The organism is Bradyrhizobium sp., from assembly GCF_049581145.1.
Lineage (GTDB): Bacteria > Pseudomonadota > Alphaproteobacteria > Rhizobiales > Xanthobacteraceae > Bradyrhizobium.
Map to the genome: position 1 here is coordinate 1 of NZ_JBAURI010001207.1, position 12442 is coordinate 12442.

General features: G+C 63.3%; 8 protein-coding genes and 1 pseudogene. 5 read left to right on the forward strand and 4 right to left on the reverse strand.

What is annotated here, in order from left to right; translation table 11 throughout:
* The first annotated feature begins 58 nt into the window (after positions 1 to 58).
* Positions 59 to 1120 (forward strand): ketopantoate reductase family protein, encoded by a 1062-nt coding sequence (locus WCB02_RS38450; protein ID WP_423967380.1) that lies wholly within the window; start codon positions 59 to 61, stop codon positions 1118 to 1120.
* A gap of 119 nt (positions 1121 to 1239) precedes the next feature.
* A complete protein-coding gene (locus WCB02_RS38455; RefSeq protein ID WP_423967382.1) occupies positions 1240 to 2223 on the forward strand; it encodes an acyl-CoA desaturase in 984 nt (327 codons plus the stop codon).
* 671 nt (positions 2224 to 2894) lie between these two features.
* Here WCB02_RS38455 and WCB02_RS38460 read toward each other — a convergent pair.
* Together WCB02_RS38460 and WCB02_RS38465 are read right to left on the reverse strand one after the other, a co-directional pair.
* Positions 2895 to 4304 (reverse strand): ISNCY family transposase, encoded by a 1410-nt coding sequence (locus tag WCB02_RS38460; protein ID WP_423967396.1) that lies wholly within the window; start codon positions 4302 to 4304, stop codon positions 2895 to 2897.
* Between the two features lies 1 nt (position 4305).
* Entirely contained in the window at positions 4306 to 4653 is a 348-nt protein-coding gene (locus tag WCB02_RS38465) for a DUF6788 family protein (protein ID WP_423967384.1), read from the reverse strand.
* Between the two features lie 333 nt (positions 4654 to 4986).
* Between WCB02_RS38465 and WCB02_RS38470 the strand changes: the two genes are divergently transcribed.
* Positions 4987 to 6693, forward strand: a complete 1707-nt coding sequence (locus tag WCB02_RS38470; RefSeq protein ID WP_423967387.1) for a methyl-accepting chemotaxis protein — start codon at positions 4987 to 4989, stop codon at positions 6691 to 6693.
* Between the two features lie 240 nt (positions 6694 to 6933).
* Here WCB02_RS38470 and WCB02_RS38475 read toward each other — a convergent pair whose 3' ends face one another.
* Together WCB02_RS38475 and WCB02_RS38480 are read right to left on the reverse strand one after the other, a co-directional pair.
* Positions 6934 to 8754, reverse strand: coding sequence for a chloride channel protein (locus WCB02_RS38475; protein WP_423967390.1), 1821 nt, complete (start codon positions 8752 to 8754; stop codon positions 6934 to 6936).
* A 26-nt stretch (positions 8755 to 8780) separates the two neighbouring features.
* On the reverse strand, positions 8781 to 9980 hold the full coding sequence (locus WCB02_RS38480) for an FAD-binding domain (RefSeq protein ID WP_423967392.1): 1200 nt from the start codon (positions 9978 to 9980) through the stop codon (positions 8781 to 8783).
* Between the two features lie 276 nt (positions 9981 to 10256).
* On the opposite strand from WCB02_RS38480, the gene WCB02_RS38485 reads away from it, so the two are divergent.
* Complete coding sequence (locus WCB02_RS38485) at positions 10257 to 11183, forward strand: cytochrome c oxidase assembly protein (protein WP_423967394.1); 927 nt, start codon at positions 10257 to 10259, stop codon at positions 11181 to 11183.
* 526 nt (positions 11184 to 11709) lie between these two features.
* Positions 11710 to 12442: pseudogene (locus WCB02_RS38490) on the forward strand (methyl-accepting chemotaxis protein); the annotation flags it as partial.

The window sequence follows — 12442 nt, forward strand, 5'->3', positions numbered from 1 at the left end:
CAGCCCGGCGGCCGCGCTACTCTGGCTCGCTCAGAGAAGAAAATGCCGGGAGGAAAGCATGGGTCGGACGATCGCGATCGTCGGAGCGGGGGCCGTCGGCGGCTATGCCGGCGCTCATATGGTACAGGCGGGCGAGGACGTGATCTTCATCGATCCATGGCCGGAGCATGTCGAGCACATGAGGAGGCGCGGCCTGCGCGTCACCCATGCCAGAGACGTCGCGGAATTTTCCGTCCCCGTGCGCGCGCTGCACATCACCGACGCGCAGCAGCTTGCCAAGGAGGCGCCGGTCGACATCGCCTTCATCTGCATGAAGTCCTACGACACGGCGTGGGCCACCACGCTGATCCGGCAATATCTGGCGCCGGACGGCTACGTCGTCTCGCTGCAGAACTGCATGAACGAAGAGACCATCGCCGGCATCGTCGGCTGGGGCAAGACGCTCGGGTGCATCGCCAGCAGCATCACGGTCAATCTGCCCGAGCCCGGCCACATCCACCGCGGCGCCGGCAAGGGCGGCGCGGCGCATACGGTGTTTCGCGCCGGCGAAGTGCACGGCCGGATCACGCAGCGGGCAGAGGAGATCTGCCGCCTGGTCGGCACCGCCGACAGCGCCAAGGTCACGGGCAATCTGTGGGGCGAGCGCTGGTCGAAACTGGTCGCCAATGTGATGGGCAATGGGCTCTCCGCCTGCACCGGCCTGCCCGGCGCTGAGTTGCTGCAAAGCGAGCCGATCCGCCGCTTCTCCACCCGGCTCGGCAGCGAAGCGATCCGTGTCGGGCAGGCGCATGGCTATCAACTGGAGGAGATCTTGCACCTGGCGCCCGAGACCATCGCGCGCGCCGGCGAAGGTGACGAGACGGCGATGCGCGCCTGTGACGCGCAACGCTTCGAGGACGGCAAGCGCACCTCCTCCGATCAGCGTCCCTCGATGGGCCAGGACATGCAGAAGGGCCGCCGCACCGAGATCGAATATCTCAACGGTTTCGTGGTGCACGAGGGCGAGAAGGTCGGGTTGTCGTGCAAGGCCAACGCCGTGCTGACCGACATCGTCAAGCGCGTCGAACGCAATGTATTGAGACCGGATCCGCGACACATTACCGAATTGAGGTTGAATTGAGTCAGCTTACGCCCGCGACCATGCACAGGGGCAGGGCGCGCTCTTCAGCCAGCAAAGATTTCGCCGGCAAAGCGCGGTTCAGCATCGTAATGTGTCCGGCTTTGCTTTAAGACCGTTCGATGAGTTCATTGAAGGGCGATCACGCGCTGCCGGACGGGGCGCGCGTCGAGGAGGTCTTGAGCAATCATCGAGCGGGAGCCTTGTTGCTTCCGCTCGGCGCATCGAAGCGGCGGATCGATTGGCGTTATGCCGGGGCGGTCGGAGGCTGCCATCTGCTGGCCTGTCTGGCCTTCAGCCCCTGGTTCTTCAGTTGGACCGGTCTCGCGCTGGCCTGGTGCGGAATTTTCATCTTCGGTGGCTTGGGGATCAATCTCTGCTATCACCGACTGCTCTGCCATCGAAGCTTCCAGTGTCCGCTATGGCTGGAGCACACCCTCGCCTGCATCGCGGTGTGCTGCTTTGAGGATTCGCCGGCGCGATGGGTCGCAACGCATCGATTGCATCACCATCATTCCGACGAACGGCCCGACCCGCATAGTCCGCTGGTCAACCTGTTCTGGTCATACATGGGATGGCTGTTCATCGAGAATACCGACCTGAACCGGGTGGCCGCCTACGACCGCTATGCCCGCGACATCATTCGCGACCGCTTTTATGCCGGCCTCGAGCGTACCTACCCGTTGGTCGTTGTGGCGTCCTGGCTCGGCTATTTTACTGTCGGCTTTTTTGTGGGTCTGGCATTGACGGGGACGGTGCGCGACGCCGTCCAATACGGCGCCAGTATCTGGCTTTGGGGCGCAGTCGTCCGCACCGTTCTGGTCTGGCACATCACCTGGTGCGGCAACTCCTTTCCGCACCTGTTCGGGTATCGCAACTACGAGACCAGGGACAACAGCCGCAACAACATCATCGTTGCCGTGATCACGAGCGGCGAAGGATGGCACAACAATCACCACGCCGAACCCGGCTCGGCCAGCAACAGTCATCGCTGGTGGGAGTTGGACATGACCTATCTGGCGCTCAAGCTGTTCGTCCTGCTCGGCCTCGCCTGGAACGTTCAACTGCCGACGCGGCTCGCGGACGTCACGGTCCCTCCGCTCTAGTCCAGTGTTTCCGACGTTCTGATCGTATGAAACGAGCAGGGCGGGTGGCAGCCGAAGACGTAACCCGCCGGTTCACCATCCCCGAAGGACGGCGCACCAGTTGCAAGCGCGGTCGGCGTCCAAACTCGCCTGCGAGCCGTTGGACGCCGCCGTGTCGAATCCTACCAATGCCCCCTGCGGCGACCCCAATATCCCCCGCCGCCAAACAGCAGCACCAGGACAATGACGATGAGGATGAGTTCCATGAAACGGTCTCCCTTGGTCGTAATGACTGCAGAGGGAACCAGCTCCCATCGACTAAGTTCCGCCTTGCGCGGAAGAACGATGGCGCGCTTTCGCGCGACCACGTGGATTCCCGATGCGGATGCACCCGCAACGACAGTTTGGTGACCTCGGGCCTTCCTGCACCAATTCTGAACCGCGATCACGACATGCACGACATGCAGGTCGGGTTGGGAGCCGCCACCGGCCCGGACGCGACGACCCTACCCTGCGAATTCATCGAATTCACGTCCGAATGGCGGCCGTCAGCTGCCTGTCGACAGCCGCACCTCGCGCCTCTTTCCGGCGCAAAAATCGTAATTTCGTTGAAAGAAGTCAAACGATCGGACAAATGGCAAGCCCCGCCGAGAGCCGGCGGGGCTTCTGTTGGGCCAGATTGAGTTGAGAGACTACGGCCCGCGTGACCGCTTTTCCATTGCGGAGCCGATGTTGATGAGGTTGTCGGCGATGACGCCGAGCCCGACCCAGCGTTGCATTCCGGCACTGCCCCTGTAACGGCAACGATCGAGGCCATGTCGGCGCTTCGCCACGCTGATGCGCCCTTCGCATCCGGTACGCCATTTCTGACCGTCGCGGAACCAGCGCTTACGCTGCTCGCGCTTGCGTTCAGCACTCCTTGTATTGCGGTTGGGAATGCAGACACGTTTTACGCCTCTGGCCTTCGCCGCCACTTCGTTCTTGGAGGAATAGAACGCTGCATCAGCCGCCACCAGACGCGGCGCGCGCCCGAGCTTGGCGCGATGGATGTCGATGGCGGGCACCAGCAGGTCCGAATCACTGGGCCGCCGATCGTAGACCTCGTAGTCGATGACGATCTGGTTCTCGGCTTCCTGCAGCTTGATCATCTTGCCGAACTCGGTCGGCTTGCCGGCTTTGCCCTTGCGAATGATCTCGGTCGACGGTTCGAACACGCTCACGAGCTTCCCCTCGGCCCGTGTGTTGCCGCGGAAGATGCGTTCCCGCGTCTGCCGCATCACCTGCCGCACCAGCGGCAGCATCGCTTCCAGCTCCTGCCGCAGGCCTTGCAGCGCCAGCTGTTTCAAGGGCCCCTTCGCACGCTTCACGCCTTTGGCGATCTCGCCGCTAAAGCGCTTCGCCTGGCCGACGACCCGGCTCGTCGACGCCAACAGTTTACGATATCCCTCCTTGAGTTTGCCCTGATTGAGCGGCCCCTTGGCGCGCGCGGTTCGCGCGATCTCCAGCAACCGAAGCTTCACGCTCCGGCTCCGGTCGCGCAGCTTCGTGCCGGCCGCGCCTGCGATCTTCGTGATCTGCTTCATGGTGCGGATCAGCACCCTGACGCCGTCTCCCAACAGCGTGCTATCGGTCGGATGGTGGATGTTGGTCTCCACCACCGTCGTGTCCACACGCATTCTGCGCCCTTGCAGCACCTGCTGTTCTCGCGCGATCTGCACCACACGATCGTGGATCTGTTTGAGCGTCTCCGGCCCCACCGCCAAGCCCCAGCGCCCCACGGTCTTGGCATCCGGCGTCTTGCCGGCGCCCACGCGCGTGAAGTCGCGGTACACCAGATTGGCGCGCACCTCGCGCTCCAGCACCTGATAGCTCCAATTGCGGACGTGCTTGAGAAGCAGCAGGCGCAGCACCACCTCGGCCGGCGCGCCCAGCCGACCGCGGCTGCGGCTCTTGGGATGCCGCCGCGCCAACGCCTCGTACACCGCATCGACGATCTGCTCGTCCGCCAAAACCCGGTCGGCGTATTCCATCCAGCCTTCGCGGAGATCGCTCACCTCTCCGGCGATCAAACCGTCGCCGAAGCTCAATTGCGTTCTGCGCATCTCAATCACGCGTCTTCCTCCTGCTCCGCGCCGGCGTGCCCTCGGGACGCAGCAGATCATGATTGAGCTCACAGATCGCCTCGATCGCCTCCTTCAGATCCTGGTAGTTGTCGAGCCAGCGACGCACTTCCGCGACCCGCTGGCGGCGCACGCTGAACTGGCGCACTTGCCCACGCCCATAGCTCACGGTGAGGACATGCACCTGATGCCCTTCGCCGCGAGCGCATTTGGGGCAGCCGCTCTTGTGACGGACCGTGCGCTCCAGCAGCGTGCCGCGCAGAAGCTCGCCGGTGACCGGCAGCTTGGCGAGAAGCTTCTCACGGGTTTGCAGGGATCGATCGCGATTCATTCATCAAAATGAATCAACGGAGCCGCCGTAAGTCAACCCGAAATTCGTTCGGCCTTGCAGTTCTTGCTCCGCAACCCGATTCGAGCAGCAGTTCAACCGGACCGATTTTTGCGCCAGAAAGTAGCTAGCGCGACGTGTCGATGCGAATGCGCGAATTGCGCCACCAAAAGCGCTTTTTTCGTAAACTCCGACGCTTCCGGTATTCCTACGATCCGCGTTCTTAAAGGTTAATTCTGATACGCCGCTCCATCTTCACCTGCGAATAATGCGCGTCGTCAACCAGGTCATCGGACCGGGGTGGCGGCGAATCGCTATTTAGATTGGAGCGTCCGAATGTCCGTTCTTGCCCGATTCAAGATCCTGACCAAGATCCTCGCGGTCGTGCTGCTGCTGTCGGCGGTCACAGCCAGCCTGAGCTGGCTTGCGATCCGCGCGATGGCTTCGCTGAACAATGGTGCCGACACCATGATGTTCGCGGCCAACCGTTCGCTCGACGCCGCGCGCGCCAACCAGAACGTGATCGCGCTCAATCGCGCCGAGTTCCGCGTCGCGCTCGATCCCAGCCCGGAAAACCGCGCCGCGGTTCACAAGTCGATCGACCAGCAGATGAAGGCGTTCGAAATCGGCATGGAAGAAGTCGCCAAGACGCAGGATGACCAGGCCAAATCGATGCTGCCGGCCGTGCACGAGGCAATGGCCGACTACAAGCGCGACATGGAGACGACGCTGCGGGAGGCCGACGCGGTCAAGGACAACCAGCTTGGCGCGGAAGCCGCAAAACTGCGCGACGCGGCGATGAACAGCCGGGCCGCCGCGGAAAAGCTGCGCGTGGTCCTGAAGGGCGTCGCGGATCGCCTGGACGAACGCGTCAAGCGCTACGAAGAGCAGGGCACCGAAGATTATCATTCGACGTCGAATCTCCTGATCATCTTCTCGATCGTCGGGACTCTGATCGGCCTGCTGGCAGGCTTCATGATCGGCCAGTTCGGCGTCGCCAAACCGATCGTCCAGCTCAAGGGCGTGATGGAAGTCCTGGCCGGCAATGATCTGACGGCCATTGTGACCGGCACCGAGCGCCGCGACGAAATCGGCGACATGGCCCGCACCGTCGAAGTGTTCAAGAAGAACGGCCTCGAGGTGGAGCAGCTGAAAGCCGGGCAGCAGGCCGCCGAGAAGCGCGCCGCCGAGCAGCGCAAGGCCGACATGCACAAGCTCGCCAACGATTTCGAAGGCGCGGTCGGCGAAATCATCGACACGGTGTCTTCGGCGTCGACCGAGCTCGAAGCCTCGGCAGGAACGCTGACCAAGACCGCCGAGCACGGGCAGCAGGTCGCGACCACGGTCGCGGCCGCCTCGGAACAGGCAACCACCAACGTTCAGTCCGTGGCCTCGGCCACCGAGGAACTGTCGTCGTCCGTCAACGAGATCAGCCGCCAGGTGCAGGAATCGGCGCGGATGGCCAATGAGGCCGTCGGCCAGGCGCGCTCGACCACCGAGCGCGTCAGCGAGTTGTCGAAGGCCGCAAGCCGGATCGGCGACGTGGTCGAGTTGATCAACACCATCGCGGGCCAGACCAACCTGTTGGCGCTGAACGCGACCATCGAGGCGGCCCGCGCCGGCGAAGCCGGCCGCGGCTTTGCCGTCGTCGCCTCCGAGGTCAAGGCGCTGGCCGAGCAGACCGCGAAAGCGACCGGCGAGATCGGCCAGCAGATCTCGGGCATTCAGGCAGCGACGCAGGATTCGGTCAGCGCCATCAAGGAGATCAGCGGCACCATCGAAAGGCTGTCGGAGATTTCCTCGACCATCGCCGCCGCTGTCGAAGAACAGGGCGCCGCGACCCAGGAGATTTCGCGCAACGTGCAGCAGGCGGCCCAGGGCACCCAGCAGGTCTCGGCCAACATCTCCGATGTGCAGCGTGGCACCAGCGAGACCGGATCGGCCTCCTCGCAGGTGCTGTCGGCAGCGCAGACGCTGTCCCGCGACAGCAACCGGCTGAAGGATGAAGTCCACAGGTTCCTCGGCACCGTTAGGGCCGCATAGACTTCGACTGGACACATCGCGCGAGGCGTCTCCGTCCGGAGCCGCCTCGCGGGCGGCGCGCCTTGAGCAACGTCGAACGTAACCCTGACATGGCCAGGGCCGTCCATCTCGACGCGGATCTAGCCCGCGTATCGGACCTGACTGAATTCCCGGCGTTATTCCAGGCGTTGAACCCTCGCAAGCCCGAGGATGTCTTCAGCAGCGCCCAGCGCCCCGGCGATGGGATATCGCAGCTGCCGATCACTCCTCGTAGCTGTCGATGACGGCGTCGGCGATTGCCCGCTTGGTGATGATCCCCACGACATCGGAGATGCGCGGACGGTGCGCGCCGCGAAAGATGATCGCAGCTCCTGCGCGGTGGCGCCGCAGTCGCGCGAACACCAGGCTCAAAAGGTCCTCATCGCGGCAGATCACCATGCGCTGTTCGGCGAAACGTTCGACCAGCAGGTCCGGGTTGGTCCGCGATTCCAGCCACAGGCCCGACCGCGGCGGGATCAGCCCGACGATCCGTCCTTCGCGCTCGACCACGATCGCGCGCAGATCGTCGGTATCTTCCGCGACCATCGCCTGCTTCAGCGTCGTTCCGGCTTTCGCCACGATGAACCGCCGCTCCATGATGTCCTGCGCCTGCTTGACGAGATAGAGATTGATATGCCGCTCTTTGGGAATGCGGTGGCCGCGGTGGCGCAATTTGACGGTGTAGATCGTCTCGCTGATCAGCGCGCGCCTGACACTGGCGGCCAGCGCCACCGCGACGATGACGGGAACGATGATGGCGTAATCGCGCGTCATCTCGAACACCATGACGATCGCGGTCATGACGCCACCGGTTCCCGCACCGACCATCGCGGCCATGCCGATGATCGCAGCCGACGGCACAGAGAGACCGGCATGGGGCAGCAACGTGCTCGCGGCGGCGGCAAAGGCCGCTCCCAGCGTGGCCCCGAGATAGAGCGAAGGCGAGAAAATGCCGCCGGAGGCGCCGCAGCCGAGACTGACGGTGGTTGCGAGCATCTTGAGCAGGAAGAGCAGCACGAGCAGCCCGGCCGCCGTCATCTTCTGATCGAAGATCGCCTGGATCACCGAATAACCGACGCCATCGACATAGGAGTGTCCGAAACTGCGGGTCAGCACCACCATCATCAGACCGATCACGGCCATCCCGATGATGTTCTGGGTATATTCGTTGCCGGGCAACTTCGGAAAGCCGTCCTCCATGATGACGAGCAGCCGAATGAAGGCCCACGCGGCCACGCCGCACAGGATGCCGAGCAGAACGAAGGCGATCGCTTCCTGCGCGCCGAACGTTCCGGCCAGCGCGAACTGGACGTCCGAGACCGCAAAGGCCGGATCAGGGCCGATCAACACCCGGCCGATCGTGGTGGCGGCGCCGGTGGCGACGACGACGGGAAGGAAGGTCCGGTTCGAGACCTCCGGCAGCAGGATTTCCAGCGCGAACAGCACGCCGCCAAGCGGCGTGTTGAAAGTTGCCGCGATCCCCGCGCCGGCCCCCGCTGACAGCAGGGTGATCTTCTGCCAGGTCGACAGCCTGATCACCTGCGCGAACGCCGAGCCGAGGGCCGAGCCGATCTGGATGATCGGGCCTTCGCGCCCGACCGCGGCGCCGCTGCCGATCGAAATCGCCGAAGCCAGCGCCTTGATCAGGGCCACCAGGCCGCGGATGTTGCCGTGCTTGTAGAACACCGCGTCCATCACCTCAGGCACGCCGTGTCCCTTGGCCTCCGGCGCGAATTGCCTGACCAGGTAGACGACGATCAGGCCGCCGATGATGGGCGAGAAAAACACCCAATCGCCGAATCGGCTCGGCGCCTCCGCGACATTGGCATCGTAGAGGAAGCTCAATCTGCCGTTGTAGGAGATGTTATGAACCAGCCCGATCAGGGCCCGGAAAACGACCGCGCCGAAGCCGGTCATCACCCCGATCACCAGCGCAAGCCCGCACAGCGCGAGAAGGCTGACCGTTCTCTCGCCCGTCGATTTGGAGCCATGGACCCGGACGAGCTCGGGGGTTTTGGAGGTTGAGGCAGCTAGTTCGGTCATCGGACTCTGCAGGGCATGAACGTCGCTCAATGGTGGTGAAACGATGGCAAATCATATTCGGGAAGGTGCAGACTGTCGATGATCTCCCGGCCGATGGCAAGCTTTGCCAGCCCTGGAATCGCAAACGCCCGTACCACCTGATTGCGAAAACGAAGACCCCATCGGGTCCTCGGTGCAAAGGCGGCGGCGAAGCGCTCTGCGCCCCGCTGCTTCGTCGCGATGAACGGACGCAACCGCGTCTCGTAGCTGCTGAAAGCCTGCTGGTGGCGGCCGCCGGCAGCGGCAAGCTCACCCGCCAGTACATAGGCCGAGATCATTGCCAGGGCGGTGCCTTGCCCGGCCAGCAGGGAGACGCAGAAAGCCGCGTCCCCGATGAGCGCGACACGCCCCTGCGACCAGCCGGACAGCCTGATCTGGCTGACGCGATCGAAATAAACCTCGCCGGCGCGATCGAGCCCTGCAAGGATCGGCGGGCATTCCCAGCCGCCCGCGGCATATTTTTCGCGCAGCAGGGCCTTCTGCTGTTCGATCGTTGCCGGCAGCGAATCGCTACCGGCGGAAAAAACGAACAAGAACATCGATCGGTCGTCGCGCAGCGTGAAGCGTCCGACCATCTGTCCCGGTCGTCCGTACACCAGGTAGACATCGTCATCGCGCGGGCGGTAGCCTCGCGCCTCAAACGCCGCGGCGACATAACCGAGGCTGTTTTCGAACTGCTGCTGCGGGCCAAAGGCAAGTCTGCGAACGGTCGAGTGCAAGCCATCGGCGCCGATCACGAGGTCGAACCAGCGTTCGCCTGAACGTTTCAATTCAACCCGCACCCCGCAGGACCGGTCCTCGAGACCGACGATCTCCTCGTCGAAGATGACTTCGACATGATCCTGTATCCTTTCAAACAGCAGGCGCGAAAGCTCGCTGCGGGCCAGCGTCACGTAGCGCCCGCCGGTCAACTCGTCGAAAAGCCTGGTTCCGAAGCCCGCCACGCGACGACCGCGGTCGTTGACGATCCGCAGCTCCCGCACATGATAGCCGACGCGATGGATCTCGGCGGTCAATCCCATCCGCTCGGCAATATCGTACCCCAGCCCCCAGAAATCGATCACATAACCGCCGCGGCGCAGCGCGGGCGCGCGCTCGATCAGCGTCGGCTCGAAACCGGCGGCCTTCAGCCAAAAGCCGAGCGTCGGTCCGGCAATCCCTGCCCCCGCAATCAAGACTGATTTCATTGCAGAAGCCACTCATTCGCAGTGAACAGGTTCGAGCTTTTTGTTCGTCCATGCAATCGACGCATGCGATTCCACCTGATGGAATTCCAGCCCATCCAAGCATAATCCGACGAGCCCGGCTTCTGATCGAAACCGGATCACAAAAACGTCAGCCGGGCACCGCGAGCCCGTCGCCATCCCGTTTCGCGTGATTGGCGATCCTGGCGCGGTGGACGGCCGCGCCGCATCGGTCTACACCGGCGCAGGTGCCGGGGACGGCCTGTGTGAGGGGTGACAATGGCGCCGCGCTATCGCAAACACCTGAACGTGCTGTTGCCTTGTTTCGTCGTGCTCGGCATCATGTTCGGCCTCGTGGCCTACGCGCCGCAACTATACCGCGCCTTCTGCGGCGCGACCGGCTATGGAGGCACGACGCAGCGGGCCTACTCCGATCCGACGGCCACCTCGGAACGAACCGTGACGGTCATTTTCGACAGCAATGTCGCGCCCGGCCTGCCTTGGCGGTTCGAGCCGAAGCAGCGCTCCGTGACCGTTCATCTGGGTGAACAGAAGCTCGTATTCTTTACCGCCGAGAATCTCGGTGACGAACCGACGGTCGGGCATGCTGCGTTCAACGTCACGCCCGAAACCAGCGGCATCTATTTCAACAAGATTCAGTGCTTCTGCTTCAACGAGGAACGCCTCGACCCGCATGAGAGCATCGACATGCCCGTCGTGTTTTTCGTCGACCCGGCCTTTGCCAAGGATTCGGAGATGGACCACGTCGAGACGATAACGCTGAGCTATACGTTTCTGCGCTCGGTCAATCCGTCGGACGCCAAGAATCTGGCACGCTTCGAGGCCGATGCCGCGCCCGATCCTGTCCATGGCCGGCAGCTCTTCAGCGAACGGTGCACCGCCTGTCATTCGATGGATCGCAACATGGCCGGGCCCATGCTCGGCGGGGTGGTCGGACGCAAGGCCGGTTCCGCTTCCGGCTACCACTATTCGCCGGCACTGGCGGCCGCCGGCCTCATCTGGTCTACGGACAATCTCGATCAGTGGCTGGCCGACCCTCAGAAGCTCGTGGGCGGCGCGCGCATGCCGGTTCGCGTGCTCGATGCGCCGTCCCGCCGCGACCTTGTCGCCTATCTGCAGAAGGCAAGCCGCGAACACAATGACCAGGCCGGTGCGAACGGCCATGTATCAAGCGTGGAATATTAGGTTCGCGCCTGGGAAAGCGCGCGAAAGCACGAACTGGGCCGCCTTTCGCAAACAGCGTCAAATTTGTTGACGACGCAGGTCATGCGAGACGGAGCATGCGGAAATCACGTGCTCGATTCGGATAGCCGGTCAAGCGGTCGTGACGCAGTACGGTTGGAGGCGTTGCGGTAATCCCCATGTATCGGTGGGCCCGGGCGCCCGCGAATTTCCGCCGCTGAATTGGTCGCAGTCGAGAGACAGCAGACACAAGCTCGACCGACCGGTCACGCAAACCGGCCGCGGGTTTTCACGCCGCCCGGCCCATTTCGGACTTCACCCGGCATCCTTCAGACTCGGAGAACCAAGCCGGTAGAGGCCCGCACCGTAGTGGCACGGACTTGGTATTTCATCACCGATTAAGTCGCCAATGAAACGGTGAGTGCCACCTGGTCGCGTAGTGTGATGCGCGCAAGAATGCACCCGCCAGGACAAAACTTGCGCTGCCGCGGCTCCCGAGACCGAAACCCTCCTTCGAAGGACCAGCTTGATGTCGATCTTCAACGTTCGAATCACTGGCCGGCTTTATGCCGGCTTTGGCGCGCTTGTGCTGTTGGGCGCGGTACTGGCGGGTTTCGGGGTCTGGCAGTTGTGGACGATCTCAGCCGGCATCGATGCGATGGCGGCGCAATCCCAAAATGCGATCCGCATCGTGCAGATATCAAGCGACCTGCAGGCGGTGCGACGCGCCATCCTGCGCTATCAATTCGATCACGACGGGCCTTCCTACGCGGAAGCGGAGAAGCGGCTGTCGGACGTCTCCGGCATGCTCGATATTTCCCTCCAGCAAACCGCTTCGGAAGAGCGGCGGGCCGCCTACAGGGAACTTCAAAAGACGGTTGTTGAACTGAAGGCCAAGCGCCTGGCACTCGGCGATGCGGTCCGGCAGTTCATCGCGGGCAAGGATTCGCTGTTCACCGATGGCGACACGATGGCCGCCGATGTCCAGAAATTCGTCGACGCCGCCAAGGAGACCGCTTTCGCGCCATCCGCCGGCTCACTCGAGTCCAAGGTCCTGCTGGTTCGTGTCGCGAACTGGCGGCTGCTGGCAACGCGCGATCCCAAAGGGCGGGACACCTTCAAGACCAACGTCGGCAAAGCCCAGCAGCAGATATCCGAGCTCGAAAACAGCAACCTTCCTCCGAACCTGGCGGCGTTGCTGGCCCCGGTCAAGGTCGGCGTCGCGAAGTACGCCGTTGCTTTCGAAAAGGCGTCGGTCAACC